The following is a 16,473-nucleotide window of genomic DNA, read 5'->3' on the forward strand; positions in this document are numbered from 1 at the left end:
ATGGGTGGGGGACAGAGTACGCGGCCCCGGGGCAACGCGTACCAGTGCTGCACAAACCTGCGGACATCGGCGCAGGACGGCCCCGCAAGCGGCGGCCGGAACCCCTGCGAGCTGCAAGACTTACGGTATGAACTTCCCGTCGCCCGGCAGCTTTCCCCCCGTGATCCTCGATGACGTGCGGGGGGCGCAGAAGATGCTCTCCGGGGTCGCCAGGCTCACCCCGCTCGAAGGAAGCCGCCATCTCTCGGGCCTCGTCGGCGCGCCCGTCCTCTTCAAGTGCGAGAACCTCCAGCGGACCGGGTCGTTCAAACTGCGGGGCGCCTACGTACGCATCTCGGGACTCACCCCGGTCGAACGCGCCGCGGGGGTGGTGGCCGCGAGCGCCGGGAACCATGCGCAGGGTGTCGCCCTCGCGTCTGCGCTCCTCGGCGTACGCTCCACGGTCTTCATGCCCGTCGGGGCACCGCTGCCGAAGGTCGCCGCCACCCGCGAGTACGGCGCCCGGGTGCGGCTGCACGGCACCGTCGTGGACGAGACCCTGGCCGCCGCCCAGGAGTACGCGCGCGAGACCGGCGCGGTGTTCATCCATCCCTTCGACCACGCCGACATCATCGCCGGGCAGGGCACGGTCGGCCTGGAGATCCTGGAGCAGTGCCCCGAGGTCCGGACGATCGTCGTCGGCATGGGCGGCGGCGGGCTCGCGGCCGGCATCGCGGTCGCGGTCAAGGCCGTCCGGCCCGATGTGCGCATCGTCGGCGTGCAGGCGGCCGGCGCCGCCTGCTACCCGCCGTCCCTGGCGGCCGACCGCCCCGTCTCCGTCGGCACGCTCCAGACCATGGCCGACGGCATCAAGGTCGGGCGCCCGGGCGATGTGCCGTTCGCCCTGGTCAGGGACCTGGTGGACGAGGTGCGTACGGTCTCCGAGGACGAGCTGTCCAGCGCCCTGCTGCTCTGCCTGGAGCGGGCCAAGATGGTGGTCGAACCGGCCGGGGCGAGCCCGGTCGCCGCGCTGCTGAGCGACCCGAAGGCGTTCCACGGCCCGGTGGTGGCGCTGCTCTCCGGCGGCAATGTGGACCCGCTGCTGATGCAGCGCATCCTCACCCACGGCATGGCGGCGGCCGGCCGCTACCTCAGCCTGCGGCTGCGGCTCACCGACCGGCCCGGCGCGCTGGCCGCGATGCTGGGCGTTCTCTCGGTCGCCGACGCCAATGTGCTGGACGTCAGCCACGCCCGTACGGACCCCCGGCTCGGCCTCACCGAGGCGGAGGTGGAACTGCACCTGGAGACCAAGGGGCCGGAGCACTGCGACGACGTGAAGGCGGCGCTGCGGGACGCCGGCTATCTGGTGATGGGCTGACACGTATGCCCCCACTTGTGTGTTCATCGGGCATCGCGCCCCCGGCGTACCTAGGATCTGGACCCGAGAGGTAGCCACCCGAACGCACTGGGGGAATCCCATATGCCAGGCGCCATCTACGCCGAAGGGCTCGTCAAGACCTTCGGTGACGTCACCGCACTCGGCGGTGTCGACCTCGACGTGCCGGAAGGCACCGTGCTCGGACTCCTCGGCCCCAACGGAGCCGGCAAGACGACTGCCGTCCGGGTCCTGACGACGCTGCTCAGGCCGGACAGCGGCAGCGCCTTCGTGGCGGGGATCGACGTCCTGAAGCATCCCAACGAGGTGCGGCGCTCGATCGGGCTCTCCGGCCAGTTCGCCGCCGTGGACGAATATCTGACCGGCCGCGAGAACCTGCGCATGGTCGGCCAGCTCTACCAGATGAGCGGACGCGCGGCGAAGGCCCGGGCGGGCGAGCTGCTCGACCGGTTCAATCTGGCCGACGCGGCGGACCGCCCCGCCAAGACGTACTCCGGAGGCATGCGCCGCCGCCTCGACCTGGCGGCGGCGCTCGTCGTGTCGCCGCCGGTCATGTTCATGGACGAGCCGACGACCGGGCTCGACCCGCGCAACCGCCAGCAGCTCTGGGAGGTCATCGAGGAGCTGGTCGCCGGCGGTACGACCCTGCTGCTGACCACGCAGTATCTGGAGGAGGCGGACCACCTCGCCCACGACATCTGCGTGATCGACCACGGACGCGTCATCGCACGCGGCACCTCCGACCAGCTCAAGGCCCGCATCGGCGGCGAGCGCGTCGAGGTCGTCGTACACGACCCCGGGCAGATCGAGCCGGCCCGCACCGTCCTCAACCGCCTCGGCGAGGGCGAGACCGCCGTCCTGCCGAACATGCGCAAGCTGACCGTCCCGGTCGACGGCGGCGCCAAGCTCCTCGCCGAGGTCATCCGCGACCTGGACGCCCAGGGCGTGGAGATCGACGACATCGGGCTGCGCCGCCCCACCCTGGACGACGTGTTCATCTCCCTCACCGGCCACGCGGCCGAACAGGAGAAGAACGAGGCCGGGAACCCCGGAACGGAGACGGAGAAATGAGCGCCCTCAGCGAAGCCCGTACCGCCGCCCCACGCCCGGGCGGCGGCATCGGCCAGTCGGTCCGCGACTCGCTGGTCATCGGCAAGCGGAACCTGATCCGGATGACCCGGATTCCCGAGATGATCCTGTTCGGGATCATCCAGCCGGTCATGTTCGTGGTGCTCTTCACCTACGTGTTCGGCGGCTCGATCGCCATCCCGGGCGCGGGCGTCAGCGCCGGCGCGTACAAGGAATTCCTGATGGCGGGCATCTTCGCGCAGACCGTCACCTTCGCCACGGCGGGCGCCGGCGCGGGCATCGCGGAGGACATGCACAAGGGCCTCATCGACCGGTTCAGGTCGCTACCGATGGCCCGGGGCGCGGTGCTGACCGGGCGGACGCTGGCCGACCTGGTGCAGACCGCCGTCACGCTCGTCGTCCTCGCGGGAGTCGCGCTGCTCGTCGGCTGGCGCACCCACGAGAACATCGGCAAGGTCCTCGGCGGCTTCGGCCTGCTGCTCCTGCTCGGCTACGCGTTCACCTGGATCGGCGCGCTGATCGGCCTCACCGTCCGCACCCCGGAGGCGGCCACCTCCGGCGGCCTGATCTGGCTCTTCCCGCTGACGTTCATCTCGAACGCCTTCGTGCCGGTCAACGGGATGCCGACGTTCCTCCAGTACGTCGCCGAGTGGAATCCGTTCAGCGCGACGGTGGCGGCGGCCCGCGAACTGTTCGGCAACACGATCGCGGGCGTCCCGAAGTCGGTGACCGGCGCCTGGCCGATGGAGCACCCCGTCTGGGCCTCGCTGATCTGGTCCGTGCTGATCATCGTGGTCTTCCGGACCCTGGCCGTACGCAAGTACCGCTCCGTCTCCCACTGAGGGCGCCGGAGCCCCGGACACGGAAGAGCCCCGGCCGCATCGCGCGGCCGGGGCTCTCCCACGTACGGATCAGCCGGTGTACGGCTTCGCCGACAGGATCTTCACCGTGGCGGTCTTGCCGTTCGGCAGCTCGTAGTCGGCGTTGTCGCCGGTCTTCTTGCCGTTCACGCCCACGCCGAGCGGCGACTGCGGGGAGTACGTCTCGATGTCCGCGCTCGCGTACTCACGGGAGGCGAGAAGGAAGGTCATGGTGTCGTCCTCGTCGCCGTCGAAGGCGATCGTCACGACCATGCCGGGCTCGACCACGCCGTCGTCGGCCGGCGCCTCGCCGACCTTCGCGTGTTCGAGGAGCTGGGTCAGCTGGCGCACCCGGAGCTCCATCTTGCCCTGCTCCTCCTTGGCCGCGTGGTACCCGCCGTTCTCGCGCAGGTCCCCCTCCTCACGGGCCGCCGCGATCTTGACGGCGATCTCCGTGCGCGCGGGACCAGACAGGTGCTCCAGCTCGGCCTTGAGCTGGTTGTACGCCTCCTGCGTGAGCCAGGTGACGTTTTCGCTGGTCTGGGTCACAGGGTGCTCCTCGTCGGTACTGGGAATACAAAGCAACGCCCTACCCGCAAGCATGCGCTGCTACGGGTGGGCGAAACCACGAGCCTAACAATTCACCGGGAAAAGGGGGAGAAGGCAAAGGTCCCGACCGTGGAAACCGCAGGTCAGGGCCGTTTAAATGGGGTTAAGACGGGCGTGCTGCGGTCAACGCGGCGCCCCGTCGTCCGCCGTGCAGCCCAGCAGCTCGACGGCGGTCGCCCGGGACGTCGTCCGCAGGGTCAGGATCCTGTCGATCCGGCTGCTGTCGTCATCGAAACGGAAGTCCTTGCGGGCGACCTCCGTGCCGTTCTCGCTGAGCGAGCGGAGGGTGCAGTAGCCCTGGTCGTCCCGGCCCTTGCGGACCTCAAGGTGTACCTCGACGCGTTCGTCCGAGGTGACCTTGAACTTGATCATCTCGGCGCTGAGGCCCTTGCCCCCCACGTAGTCGTAGCCGATCCAGCCGATCACGCCCAGCAGGGCGGCGCCGAGCACCGCACCGATGATCTTGAGCTTGCGGTCCGCGCGCTGGTCCGCGGAGCGGCCGTAGCGGTTCTCGGGAAGCGTCTCGCGCACCGCCGTCATGATCGTTCCTCCCGTACCGGGGATCGAGGAATTTTCCACCCCCCGGTTCGGTCACTATAGAAGTTGCACTTCGCGACCAATCACTGAGGATCGAGTCTTGACTGAGCAGCTTCGACTGATGGCCGTACACGCTCACCCCGACGACGAGTCGAGCAAGGGCGCGGCCACCATGGCCAAGTATGTGTCCGAGGGGGTGGACGTGCTGGTCGTGACCTGCACGGGAGGCGAGCGCGGCTCCATCCTCAACCCGAAACTCCAGGGCGACGCCTACATCGAGGAGAACATCCACGAGGTGCGCCGCAAGGAGATGGACGAGGCCCGGGAGATCCTGGGCGTGAAGCAGGAATGGCTCGGCTTCGTGGACTCGGGCCTGCCCGAGGGCGACCCGCTGCCCCCGCTCCCCGAGGGCTGCTTCGCCCTGGAGGACGAGACCGTCGCGGCCGGCCGCCTGGTGGCGAAGATCCGCGCGTTCCGGCCGCAGGTCATCACCACGTACGACGAGAACGGGGGCTACCCGCACCCCGACCACATCATGACCCACACCATCTCGATGATCGCCTTCGAGGGCGCGGCGGACACCGAGAAGTTCCCCGAGGCCGAGTTCGGCCCCGCCTGGGCGCCGCGGAAGCTCTACTACAACCAGGGCTTCAACCGGCCGCGCACGGTCGCCCTGCACGAGGCGCTGCTCGCCCGCGGCATGGAGTCGCCGTACGGGGAGTGGCTGGAGCGGTGGAAGGAGTTCGGGCGCGCCGAGCGCACCCTGACCACGCACGTGCCGTGCGCGGACTTCTTCGAGATCCGTGACAAGGCGCTGATCGCGCACGCCACGCAGATCGATCCGGACGGCGGCTGGTTCCGCGTCCCGATGGACATCCAGCGGGAGGTCTGGCCGACCGAGGAGTACGAGCTGGCGAAGTCTCTGGTCGATACCTCCCTCCCCGAGAGCGACCTCTTCGCGGGCATCCGCGACAATGCCTGATATGTACGCGACTCAGGCACTGACGAACCTCGTCCCGCTCGCCGAGGAACTCGACAAGAACAAGGTGACCCCCGGGGTCCTCGGCTTCATCGTCTTCGCGGCGCTCGCCGTGGGCGTGTGGGCGCTCATGAAGTCGATGAACCGGCACATGGGGCGGGTGAACTTCGAGGAGACCCCGGCGGCGTCGGACCCGGCGGCGGCCGAGGAGCCGGCCGAGCCGGTGTCCGCGAAGCGGAAGTAGGACGGCGGGGCGCCCGGGTGCGCCCCGCCCGCCGTGTCCCCGAGCGCCGGACGGATCAGACGCTCACGCCCATGATCTCCCGGGTCCGCCGGGACGGCGTCAGGTGCAGCGACCACGCCTGCCAGCCCGTTTCCAGGTCCGCGCCCCGGTCCAGGACCACCCGGTAGGTGTCCGCGCAGTCGTCCACCTTGGGGTCCCTGGCCGGGTGGCCGGCCGCGCGCAGCTCGGCCAGCTCCTGCTGGGCGACCACCGTGCCCACCTCGGCGCCGCCCGGTGAGGCGTACGGCAGCAGCGTGCACCGCAGGAAGCGCGCCCAGTCCGCGCCGCGCGCGTCCCCGTACGACTCGAACAGGGCGACCGCCTCGTCGCACAGCCCGAGGGCCTGGGGCGTCCGCTGGTTGCCCGCGTCGATCAGCGCGAGGTCCAGGCAGCTCCACGCCTCGCCGTGGGCGACCCCGATGCGCCGGAAGTCCGCCCGCGCGTCGGCCAGCAGCTGGCGGGCGAACCCGGAATTGCGCAGGTTGCCCGTCTGCGCGGCCCGCTGGTCCCGGGTGACGCGCCCCGAGTGGTGCCGGGCGCACGCCAGACCGTAGACATCGCGCATCCGCGAGAACATCGTGCGGGCCCGCTCCAGATGCCGCACGGCCTCCACCGTGTCACCGGTCTCCTCCAGCGCCTGGCCCAGGTAGTACAGCGTCCACGCCTCGCCGCGCGCGTCCTCGTTGTCGCGGTGCCGGGCCAGGGCGGCGGCCAGCTGCTCGACGGCCGCGCCGGGCTCGCCGGCCAGCAGCCGGGCCCGGGCCAGCTGGGTCGTCGCCCACGCCTCGCCGCGCTCGTCCCGGGTCCGCCCGTACAGATCGAGGGCGGCGCGCAAAGCGGTCTCGGCCTGCTCCACCTCGCCCAGGCGCAGCCGGACCTGGCCCGACTGGAAGCGGGTCCACGCCTCGCCGTGCAGCGACTCGCCCTCGCGGTGCAGGGTGAGCGCGGTGTCCAGCAGGGCGACCGCCTCGGCCAGATCGCCCCGGTCGCGTTCGACGGCGGCCAGCGCGTGCAGCGACCAGGCCCGGTCCGCGTCCTGCCCGGCGGCGAGCTGGAGCGCCATCGCCTCGCGGAGCCGGGCCGCCGCCTCGGTCAGATTGCCCTGGTGGTGCAGCGTGATGCCGAGGGAGCACAGCGCCAGCGCCGTACCGGCGTCGTTCTGCGCCTCCCGGTACAGGCCGACGACGGACGACAGCGTGCTGCGGGCCTTGTCCAGCTCGCCGAGCTGCCGGGCCGCGATGCCCGTACGCCACTGCACCGACCGTTCCAGAAGCCCCTGGTCGACCGCCTGGGACAGCTCGCTGATCTCACCCAGCCGGTAGAGGTCGCCGCGCAGCAGGCAGTAGTCGCACAGCGCGCCGAGCAGGGCGAGCACCGCCGCCTGGTCGACGCCCTCCGCGTGGCGCAGGGCGGAGGTGATGAAGCTCGACTCGTCGTCCAGCCAGCGCAGGGCCGCGTCCAGCGAGCTGAAGCCGTGCGAGCCGAACTGACCGGCCCGGGTCGACATCTTGCCGTCCACCATCCGGATCACCGCACCGGCCAGCTCCGCGTAGTTCGCGATCAGCCGCTCCTGCGCGGCGGCCCGCTCCGCCGGCTCCTCCTCGTCCAGCAGCCGGGCCAGCGCGAAGCCGCGTACGAGATCGTGCAGCCGGTAGCGGGAGCCGCGCACATGGTCGAGCAGCCCGGCCCCGGACAGGGCCGTCAGCAGCCGGCCGGCCTCCTGCTCGTCGGCGGAGAGCAGCGCCGCGGCCGCCGCCGCGCCCAGGCTCGCCCGGCCCGCCAGCGCGAGCCGCCGCAGCAGCCGCCTGGCCTGCTCGGGCTGGTCGGTGTAGCGCAGCCACAGGGCGCGCTCGACGGGCGGCACCGGGCCGTACGCGGCGAGGTCCGCCGCCAGCACGTCCGCCGTACGCGCCCCGAGCGCGGAACCGGCGACGCGCAGCGCCAGCGGCAGCCCGCCGCACAGCTCGGTGATCGCCTCGCTGGACGGATAGTCGTACGGACCCGGCTCGGCCTCCTGCGAGACCCCGCGCAGCAGCTCCTCCGCACCGCCCGGATCGAGCGCCCCGACCTCCAGCCGGTGCACCCAGGCGGGCAGCGAATCGGGCAGGTCCAGCGGCTCGCGGGTGGTGACCAGGACCAGGCTGTCCGAGCGCTCCGGGATCAGCGTCGCGACCTGCTCCGCGTCCCGGGCGTCGTCCAGGACGATCGTCACGGCGGTGCCCGTCAGATGCTGGTGGTACAGCTCGCCGAGCCGGCGCACCTGCTGCTCGGCGGACGCGCTGTCCCGGAACAGCAGCTGCTCACGGGGCGCGCCCAGCCGGTTCAGCAGATGCAGCAGCGCGTCCCGGGTCGGCAACGGTGCCTCGCCCTCCGCGTTGCCCCGCAGGTCCACCACGCACGCGCCCTTGAACTGGTCCCTCAGCTCGTGCGCCGCCCGTACGGCGAGCGTGGTGCGCCCGGCGCCCGGCGGGCCGTGCAGCACGACAACGGTCGGCTTCGTCTCGGTCGACGCGCGGGCCGCGTGCACCCACTGGCCGATGCGGGCCAGCTCGGCCCGCCGCCCCGCGAACAGCCCGTCGGCCGCCGGGAGATGGCCGAACGACTGCTCAAGCAGCGACCGCATCCGCGCGGCCGCGCTGCGGTCCCCGCCGCGCAACGGGGTGCGGGCCTTGGCGGCGGCCTTCTTCGCCGGGGCTCGGGTGGTGGCGGTGAGCATCCGCTGCTGGTCGAGGAACGGGCGGATGCCCCGTACGTCCAGGGCGGCCAGCCATTGCAGCCGCAGCTGCTCCGGAGTGGCGCCCGCCCGGTCGGCCGGCCGGTGCGAGGCGGTGGCCTTGGCGACCGTCGCGGTGGCCCCCGCCACGGCGACGACCGCGCCCGCGCCGAGCGCGAGCCCGGACGCCGTACCGAGCGCCACATCGGCGCCGAAGGCCGCGGCGGCGGCGACACCGGTCACCAGTAACGGCGTCGCCATGCTCTCCCGGCTGAAGCGCTGTCCGCTCGCCGAGGCGTCGAGCGCCTGCGTATACGCCGCGTACTCCTCGGCCGCGCCCTCCGCGATGGTGTCGAGCGCGGCCCGCGCCCGGGTCAGCAGGACGGACGGGTCCGTCCGCCCGCCGCTGCGCCGCGCCTCTTCCTCCACGGCCCGTACCAACAGCCGTTCCGCGTCGGCCCGGTGGCCGTCTCTCAACTGCATCCGTGTCCCCCTCCGGCTTCGCTGGTCGCGAGGTCCAGTGTCCTTCGTGCGACGCGTCTGCGCGAGGGAGGGGGAGCGGCCCACCGCCCGGGAACGCCGGTGGGCCGCTGGGGGGTTGGGTCAGTGCATCAGGTTGTCGCAGCTGCTCACCCACTTGTGGGAGCGGATGTTGTAAATACCGCTTCGACCGGTCGAGCGGAAGGCGAGCGCGGTCGCCTCCCCGTCCGGGCGCCACCTTGATGTGCTCCCCGGCACCCTCGGGGTTCTCGACGGCATAGGTCGCCGTACGGCTGAGATTGCTGAGCGACCAGTACGTGTCCGTCGCGACGATCTCGCCCGCGCAACGCGACACCCCGTCATGCGGAATCCCCAGGCCCCGCCCGGACACCCCGCGACCGGACCGTTACCCCTTTCCGGGCGCCTCTCTGGGATTCCGGTACACGATCTTGCCCTTGCCGTCCGCCATCAGGTACGCGGTGCCGTACGCGTCGCTGACGTACAGGGAGACGGCGGATCCCTTGATCTCGGGGTCGTAGCCGAGGATCAGATGGCTGCGTTCGGCGTTCTCGATGCCCAGTTCGGACTGGGCCCTGGGCCACAGGTCGTCCAGCAGGTCCCAGTCGAACGCGGCCATGTCGACGGCGTCCGGTGTGCTGACCGTCCCGGCCGGGGTGCCGCCCTCGACCTTGTCGCCCCGGTAGTCGTAGCCGATCCGCACCTCCGGCCGGTCCTTGCGCTGGACGCTGACCGAGACCAGATAGCCGTGCGCGGTCACCTGCTGGACGACGGTGCCGCCGGTCTTCGCCTTCAGCGCGGCCACCGCCTCGCGCATGCCCTTCGGGGTGAGGAAGTAGCCGTCCGACCGGTGCTTCGGCGAGGCGCCACCGGTGGCCGTCCCGGCCTTGTCCACGAGCCCCGGCAGGTAGTGCACCCCGGCACCGATCAGGGCCAGGACGACGGCCAGTTGTACGAGGGTGAGGAGGAGGCGGCGACGGGGGCGGCTGGTGGGAGGAGGGGGCGCGGGGGTCTCGTCGGTGCGGTCCGGGACGGCGTCGGAGGGCTCGGCCGCGGACGGTTGCGCGTCGGTGGGGTGCCCCGCGTCGGACGGTTGCGCCGCGTCGGGGCGGGGGAGGGGCGCGGAGCGGGTCGGCAGGTCGGCGTATCCGGGTGCGTCCGGCGCGGGGTTGGGCGTGGGGCTGGGCGCGCCCGCCCCCGTATCGGCGCGGCCGCCGCCCGCCGTGCCCGCCTCCACCGCCGCGAGCAGCCGTTCCAGTTCCGCCGCGTCCGGGCGGGCGGCGGGGTCGCGGTGCAGGAGGGCGGTCAGCACGGGGGCGAGCGCCCCGGCGCGGGCGGGCGGCGGCACGGACTCCTCCAGCACCGCGGTGAGGGTCGCCAGGACCGTGCCGCGCCGCATCGGATGGGCGCCCTCCACCGCGACGTACAACAGCATGCCGAGCGACCAGAGGTCGGACGCGGGATCGCCCTCCCGGCCGCGCAGCCGCTCGGGCGCGATGTACTCGGGGGAGCCGATCAGCGCGCCGGTCGTGGTCAGCGTGGACAGCTCGCCCAGCGCGGCGATCCCGAAGTCGGTGAGGACCGGGCTGCCGTCCTCCCGGATGAGCACGTTGGCCGGCTTCACATCGCGGTGCAGGATGCCCGCGGAGTGCGCCGCGACCAGGCCGGCCAGCACTCCCCGGCCCAGCCGGGCGGCCTCGGCCGGCGCCAGCGGTCCGCGCTCCAGCCGGTCGGCGAGCGAGCCGCCGGGCACCAACTCCATGACCAGCCACGGAAACCGCACCTCCGGGCCGGTGACGATATGGAAGATGGTCACCACCTGGGGATGCCGCAGCCGCGCGAGCGCCCGGGCCTCCCGCAGCACCCGTTCCCGCAGCACGGCCGCCTCCGCCGAGCCGTTCTCCGCGATCCTCGGATCGAGCGGGCGCACCTCCTTGAGCGCCACCTCACGGTGCAACTCCATGTCGCGCGCCCGCCACACGAGGCCCATGCCCCCGCCGCCGAGCCGTTCCAGCAACTCGAACCGCCCGTCGACGGCCCGCCGCCCCGCCCCCTCCGCCGTCGTCATGCGGCCCACCCTACGAAAGCCCGGCTCCGCGCTCTACGCCTGCGGGTGGCTCAAAGCGGCGAGTGAGTGGAAGCCCCTCTCGTACCAGACGAGCGGGCTGCCCTCGCCGGACTCCGCCTCTGCCACCCGCCCCACCAGAATGGTGTGGTCGCCGGACTCGTACTGCGCGTCCGTCTCGCATTCGAGGGTGCACAACGCGCCCTGGATCAGCGGCGTCCCATGGCCGGTACGGGTGACGGCGACATCCTGGAACTTGTCGTCCGACGAACTCGCGAAGCGCTGCGCCAGCGGCCCCTGGTCGGACGCGAGGACGCTGACCCCGAAACGGTATCCCTGCTCGAAGGCCGGGTGGCAGCGGGCGTTCCGGGCCAGGCAGACCAGTATCAGCGGGGGATCAAGGGAGACAGAGGTGAACGAACTGGCGGTGAAGCCGTGATCCGCACCTCTTCCGTCGGTCGTCGTCACCACGGTGACGCCCGAGGTGAACCGGGCCATGACGGCACGAAAGTCCTGTGAGGTCACTACGGGCGGTGCGGTCATGGACACAGCTCCCTTGTCGCGTGACGCGGCCGGTGGAGTGGTGCGGTGGAAGGGTGGTCGGCGGGTGCGGAAGTGTCGGCACACGGCAGGGGCGCCGTACCCGTCGCCCCTGCCGTGACAAGCGGCTCCACGACGTCAGTCCGAAGCCGGCTTCTTCGTGGAGGGCGCGCCCACCTGCCAGTCGACGGGCGGCGGAGTGCCGTTGAGCAGCCAGTCGCCGACCGCCCGCTGCTTGAATATCGAGGGGTTGTGGCTGGCGACCGTCCTGGAGTTGCGCCAGTGCCGGTCCAGCGCGCGACCGGTGCTCGTCGCCGAGGCGCCCAGCGCGTCGAACAGCAGGGTCGCCGAGCGCGGCACCAGCTCGGAGAGCATCACCTGTGCCTGCTCGGAGCGGATCTCCGCCACCAGGTTCGCCTCGCGGTCCTCCTCCGAATCACGCCCGGCGAGGCCCGTCTCCGAGGCCCGCTGCAACGTCTCCGCCACTCCCCGGGCCAGCGACCGCGCCGTGTAGGCGATGGAGGAGATCTCTCCCACGACCGACTGGATGTTCGGGTCGTCCTTGGCGAGAAGCGCGGAACTGTGCGAGTAGTTCCGTTGGCGGTTCTGCACCGCCGCCACGATGTCCCGCTCGACGGCGACGGCGATACCGGCCTGCACGACGAGCAGAATCCACTGGTAGAGCGGCGTCTGATAGCGGATGCGCTCATCGAAGGAGGCGACGTCGCGAGGGTCGACACTCGCCTCTTCGAAGAACAACGTGCCCGTGCCGGTGGTGCGTTGGCCGAAGCCGTCCCAGTCGTCGTGGACCGTGACGCCCGACTGACGCATCGAGACGAATCCGGCCACGCTCCGGTCCTCGTAGATCCCGGAGACATCCGCCCAGTCCGCGAAAATGGAACCGGTGGTGTAGTGCTTCTTGCCGGAGACCGTCATCTCGCCGTCCCGCAGGGCGAAGAGCGTGTTCTTCTGCCCCATCGCGATCGGGCCGGCCTCCGACCAGGCGTTGCCGACCATCTGTCCGTCGAGGAGCCGGGGCAGCCACCGCTTGCGGTAGTCCTCGTCCGGCCGGTGCACGACGTCCTCCACGAAGGCGATGTGGCCCCGGAAGATCTGCGGAATGTTGGAGTCGGCCGCCGCCAGCTCGATGAGCACGTCCCCCCACTCGGGAATCGTGAGCCCGTCACCGCCCCATTCCTTCGGGATGCGCAGCCGGCTGAAACCCGCGTCGGCCACGGCCCGCACCTGCTCCCGCGGCAGCTCGCGGCCACCGTCACGCGCGACCGCGCCCGCGGCCAGGTCCTTCGCCAGCGCCAGCACACTCGCCTCGGCCGATACGGTGGATGAGAGATCGGATGTCATCTACTTGGCATCCTTCCCGGGCTTCCGCACCACCTGCAACGTCGAGTTGCCGAAGGCTTCCGTGTCCGTGTCGAGGCGCGCGAACTCCTCGAAGCCCGCGGCGGCCAACTCGGCGAGCAGCGATTCCGCGGAACGCTCGGAGTAGTGCAGCACCTCAAGGTCGATGGGCTTGCGCTCGCCGTCGATCTCGACATAGCGGGTGATGGTGCGCCCGGGCACCAGGTCGGCGGCGATGTCGTCGTAGTCCTTGATGGTGTGGAAGCCGCGCCCCCACTCCGAAGCACAGTGGTCGACGATGAAGTGGCCACCGGGGCGCAGCACGTCGAAGACACGGGCGATGTGCCGTGCCCGGTCCTCCGCCCGGTCGAGCATGTGCAGCGCACCCATGTTGAGGGCCAGATCGAAGGACTCCGCCGGCACGTCGCGCAGGAAGATGATGTCCTTCTCGATGAACCCGTCGGCGGGCAGCCCCTGCTCCCGCGCACGCCGGCGCGCATTCTCCAGGGCGCTGTGTGACACGTCGAAGGAGGTCACCGTACGGCCTGTTCGGCTGCCCAGCAGAAAGAGGCTGTCGCGCCCCTCGCCGGTGCCCAGGTCCACGATGTCACCCTTGAACAGATCCGGGTGCCGCGCCAGGATCTCGCGCAGGCTCGCGTTCTCGGAGGCATCCTCCCAGGACGCCGCGCCGTGCTCGTACACCTTCGCGTAGCGGTCCTCGTACCCGAAGTAATAGCCCTTCTCCGTCACGTACTTGCGCATCGCGGAGACGATCGGGTAGTCCGGCGATATGGTGCGCTGCTGCGGCACCGCCGTGCTCTCGTTGCTGTACTCCGTCTGCGGCAGCACGGCCGTCAGCAAAAGCTTCTTCCCCGCCGCGATGCTGATCTTCTCGCCGACGCCGATGACCGTCACGGCCTCGCGCAACTCCTCCTCGGAGTAGCCGTCGTCGGGCAGATAGTAGAAGCCGAGCCTGCCCCGGGTGACCGTCAGTGACGCGGGCTCCGGATAGTCGAGTTGCACGACCTCGTTCGCGTCCATGGCGACAGTGATCTTCTCAGTCATCGTTCCCCTTGATTCTCCGAGGATGCCCCGTCCTTCGGGACGGGGAGGAATGGGTCCTTGGAGCGGAGCCGCGAAGCGGCGGAGTTCGCTCCACATCGGTCCTGGCCTGTGCTTTCTTTCGTTGTCAGTGGGGGCTGTTAGGTTGCGGATCATGGCGACGAAAGCGGCAGTTGGTCAGGGGCCCGGGCGTGCCCGGTACACCTTTCGGCTGCGTGTGTCGTCGGCGGCGCTCGCCCGGCTGGAGGGTGAGTGGGCGCGGTGTCGGTGGGTGTGGAACGAGTGCGTGGCGATGTCCCGCAAGGTCCACGCCGCGAATCGCGACGCCGCTGAGAAAGCGACGTGTGGTCCGGGCCGGCTGGACAGATTGCTGACCGAGGCCCGGCAGTCGATGCCCTGGTTGCGTGGAGGTGCGTCGGTACTGCAGCAGCAGACCATCCGTGACTTCGCCACGTCCCGCGCCAAGGCGCTCAAGGACATCAAGGCGAAGCTGCCGCTCCGGCGGCGGGCCGGGATGCCCCGGATCAAGCGGAAGCGGGACGCACGGCCCACGCTGAACTACACCCGGCGCGGCTTCCGCCTCAAGGACGGCCGCCTGCACCTCGCCGGCGGCATCGTCCTGACGGTCGTATGGTCCCGCAAGCTGCCATCCGTGCCGTCCTCGGTGCGGGTGTACCGGGACAGCGTGGGGCATTGGTACGCGTCGTTCGTCGTCGCCACCGAACCTCAGCCGCTCCCCGCCACCGGGCGTGTGCTCGGTGTGGACTGGGGTGTGAAGGAGACCGCGACTACCACATCGGACGCCCACGACCTGCCCCACCCCGGTCATGGGAAGAGTGCGGCGCGGAGGCTGGGGCGGTATCAGCGGATGATGGCCCGCCGCCGCCCGGCCAAGGGCAAAGCCGCGTCCAAGGGCTACCGCAAGGCCCAACGGCAGGCCGCGAAGGTGCACAAGAAGGTGGTCCGGCAGCGGCAGGACACCGCTCGCAAGTGGGCCAAGACGGTGGTCCGTGACCACGATGCCATCGCCGTCGAGGACTTCCGCCCGAAGTTCCTGGCGAAGACCAGCATGGCCCGCAAAGCAGCCGACGCCGCGATCAGCGCCACCAAGACCGCCCTGATCGAGATGGGCCGTAAGCACGGGCGGGACGTCCGTCTCGTGCATCCCGCACAAACCACGATGGACTGCGCACGGTGCGGTGCGAGAACCAAGCACGCACTTCCCCTTTCGGAACGTACCTACACCTGCACCACATGCGGAGCCGTGTCCCCGAGGGACAAGAACTCCGCGCGCGTGATGCTGGTCCGGGCTGGTCTCAACCCGGCTGGTGCCGATCGTGTAAGAGCCGGTAGACCGCAGGTCCCCAGCCAACGTGAGCCAGGAATCCCCGCCCTCCAAGGGCGGGGAGGATGTCAATTTCCCGTCTGTGCGTGAATGTGAGAACTGAACAGCTCGATGGGCTTGCTGCCGCGGAGATGGGCGTCGGCCGCATCCCGGGTCCAGTGGAAGATGTTCTGCTGCACCTTGCTGCCGCCGATGCTCAACCGCTGCTGTTCCAGGGCGAGGTTCATGACCCGGGAGGAGGTCGCGTAATCCTGCTGCGCGAAGGCCGCGATGCCCTCGAAGAGGGGCCGGCACACCGAGTGGAAGAACTCCGGCGACTCCCGGGTGCGGCAGGAGGCCACGATCCTGTCGAAGAGGCGGTAGTCCTCGACCTTCGCGAACGCCATCGCCGCGTGCAGGTCGTTGAAGACGTAGTTCGGGTCCGTCGCGTAGGCGCCCCAGGCGTCCGCGAGCGTCGACCACTGGGGCGACAGCAGCTCGGAGAAATCCGGTCCGCCCAGCATCTCCAGCCGCCACAGCAGGGCGACCGCGTCGAGGTCCTCCTGGGCTCCCGCCCGCGACTTGCGGCGTACCTCCAGCTGGTAGCAGCGCAGCGCCTCGTCCAGTTCGCCCTCACCGAGCAGCCCGATGGCGAAGTGCCACCACATGTGGATGCGCATCGGCTCCGCCGCACCCCACCCGTTGGAGTAGTGCGAGATGGACGCGCGCGCCGACCGGTGGTCGTGCAGCCGCTGGAGCACATGCACCTTGGCGTGCAGTGCGTAGACATCATCGGGATTGACGCTCATCGCACGCTCGGCGGAGACGATCGCGTCGGAATACTCCCCGCATTCCTCCAGCGCGAAGGCGAGAAGGCCGTCACAGAGGCCGGCGGCGCGACGGGTCATCGTGGTGCGCAGTTTGGCGAGGACGCGGCCCGTCTCCAGCATTCCTTCGTCGTCGCCCAGGGAGAAGTCGGCCATATGCGCGAGGAAGCCGTTGAGCAGTGCGTGCTCTCCGCCGGAGTTCTCCAGGCTGCTCGCCAGCATATCGCGAGCACTCGGTAAATCCCCGCGCGCCCAGCTCAGCACGGCTTCGCGGGTGGTGCGGTATTCGGGATCGAGGGATTGGGGGGCAATCGATTCGAGAACATCGATTGCCTCACGACATCGTGCGGCCT

At 70.7% G+C, this 16,473-nt stretch carries 14 protein-coding genes and 1 pseudogene; 6 read left to right on the forward strand and 9 right to left on the reverse strand.

Annotated elements, in window-relative coordinates:
• The first annotated feature begins 127 nt into the window (after positions 1–127).
• The 3 genes from ilvA (at position 128) to OG338_RS19425 (ending at position 3,306) form a co-directional block, all read left to right on the forward strand.
• Positions 128–1,357, forward strand: a complete 1,230-nt coding sequence (gene ilvA, locus OG338_RS19415; RefSeq protein WP_405938524.1) for a threonine ammonia-lyase — start codon at positions 128–130, stop codon at positions 1,355–1,357.
• 102 nt (positions 1,358–1,459) lie between these two features.
• Positions 1,460–2,446 carry an ATP-binding cassette domain-containing protein gene (locus tag OG338_RS19420; RefSeq protein ID WP_405938525.1) on the forward strand — a complete coding sequence of 329 codons (987 nt, stop codon included), beginning with the start codon at positions 1,460–1,462 and terminating at the stop codon, positions 2,444–2,446.
• On the forward strand, positions 2,443–3,306 hold the full coding sequence (locus OG338_RS19425; protein WP_405938526.1) for an ABC transporter permease: 864 nt from the start codon (positions 2,443–2,445) through the stop codon (positions 3,304–3,306). The genes OG338_RS19420 and OG338_RS19425 overlap by 4 nt, the downstream gene beginning before the upstream one ends.
• Before the next feature lie 69 nt (positions 3,307–3,375).
• Here OG338_RS19425 and greA read toward each other — a convergent pair whose 3' ends face one another.
• Positions 3,376–3,873 (reverse strand): transcription elongation factor GreA, encoded by a 498-nt coding sequence (gene greA / locus OG338_RS19430; protein ID WP_405938527.1) that lies wholly within the window; start codon positions 3,871–3,873, stop codon positions 3,376–3,378.
• Between the two features lie 183 nt (positions 3,874–4,056).
• Positions 4,057–4,473, reverse strand: coding sequence for a DUF4307 domain-containing protein (locus OG338_RS19435; protein ID WP_405938528.1), 417 nt, complete (start codon positions 4,471–4,473; stop codon positions 4,057–4,059).
• A gap of 97 nt (positions 4,474–4,570) precedes the next feature.
• Here OG338_RS19435 and mca point away from each other — a divergent pair, with 97 nt between their 5' ends.
• Both mca and OG338_RS19445 read left to right on the forward strand, forming a co-directional pair.
• Positions 4,571–5,452 carry a mycothiol conjugate amidase Mca gene (gene mca / locus OG338_RS19440; protein WP_405938529.1) on the forward strand — a complete coding sequence of 294 codons (882 nt, stop codon included), beginning with the start codon at positions 4,571–4,573 and terminating at the stop codon, positions 5,450–5,452.
• Position 5,453: 1 nt separating this feature from the next.
• Positions 5,454–5,693, forward strand: a complete 240-nt coding sequence (locus OG338_RS19445; protein ID WP_405938530.1) for a hypothetical protein — start codon at positions 5,454–5,456, stop codon at positions 5,691–5,693.
• A 55-nt stretch (positions 5,694–5,748) separates the two neighbouring features.
• On the opposite strand, the gene OG338_RS19450 is transcribed toward OG338_RS19445, so the two are convergent.
• The 6 genes and pseudogenes from OG338_RS19450 to OG338_RS19475 all read right to left on the reverse strand — a co-directional run bounded on the left by OG338_RS19450 (position 5,749) and on the right by OG338_RS19475 (position 13,972).
• On the reverse strand, positions 5,749–8,928 hold the full coding sequence (locus tag OG338_RS19450; protein WP_405938531.1) for a tetratricopeptide repeat protein: 3,180 nt from the start codon (positions 8,926–8,928) through the stop codon (positions 5,749–5,751).
• 220 nt (positions 8,929–9,148) lie between these two features.
• Positions 9,149–9,325, reverse strand: a pseudogene (locus OG338_RS19455) (FHA domain-containing protein); the annotation flags it as partial.
• 6 nt (positions 9,326–9,331) lie between these two features.
• On the reverse strand, positions 9,332–11,011 hold the full coding sequence (locus OG338_RS19460) for a protein kinase domain-containing protein (protein ID WP_405938532.1): 1,680 nt from the start codon (positions 11,009–11,011) through the stop codon (positions 9,332–9,334).
• Between the two features lie 33 nt (positions 11,012–11,044).
• The gene (locus OG338_RS19465) at positions 11,045–11,551 is read right to left on the reverse strand and encodes a flavin reductase family protein (RefSeq protein WP_405938533.1); all 507 of its coding nucleotides are present in this window, start codon (positions 11,549–11,551) and stop codon (positions 11,045–11,047) included.
• A gap of 135 nt (positions 11,552–11,686) precedes the next feature.
• Positions 11,687–12,910 carry an acyl-CoA dehydrogenase family protein gene (locus tag OG338_RS19470; RefSeq protein WP_405938534.1) on the reverse strand — a complete coding sequence of 408 codons (1,224 nt, stop codon included), beginning with the start codon at positions 12,908–12,910 and terminating at the stop codon, positions 11,687–11,689.
• Positions 12,911–13,972, reverse strand: a complete 1,062-nt coding sequence (locus tag OG338_RS19475; protein ID WP_405938535.1) for a class I SAM-dependent methyltransferase — start codon at positions 13,970–13,972, stop codon at positions 12,911–12,913. It lies immediately after the preceding gene.
• Positions 13,973–14,123: 151 nt separating this feature from the next.
• Between OG338_RS19475 and OG338_RS19480 the strand changes: the two genes are divergently transcribed.
• On the forward strand, positions 14,124–15,404 hold the full coding sequence (locus OG338_RS19480) for an RNA-guided endonuclease InsQ/TnpB family protein (protein WP_405938536.1): 1,281 nt from the start codon (positions 14,124–14,126) through the stop codon (positions 15,402–15,404).
• Here the strand turns inward: OG338_RS19480 and OG338_RS19485 are convergent.
• The gene (locus tag OG338_RS19485; protein WP_405938537.1) at positions 15,383–16,342 is read right to left on the reverse strand and encodes a hypothetical protein; all 960 of its coding nucleotides are present in this window, start codon (positions 16,340–16,342) and stop codon (positions 15,383–15,385) included. The two genes, OG338_RS19480 and OG338_RS19485, sit on opposite strands and share 22 nt — an antisense overlap.
• Between the last annotated feature and the right edge of the window lie 131 nt (positions 16,343–16,473).

Origin of the sequence: Streptomyces sp. NBC_00726, assembly GCF_045161735.1 — a bacterium.
GTDB lineage: Bacteria > Actinomycetota > Actinomycetes > Streptomycetales > Streptomycetaceae > Streptomyces.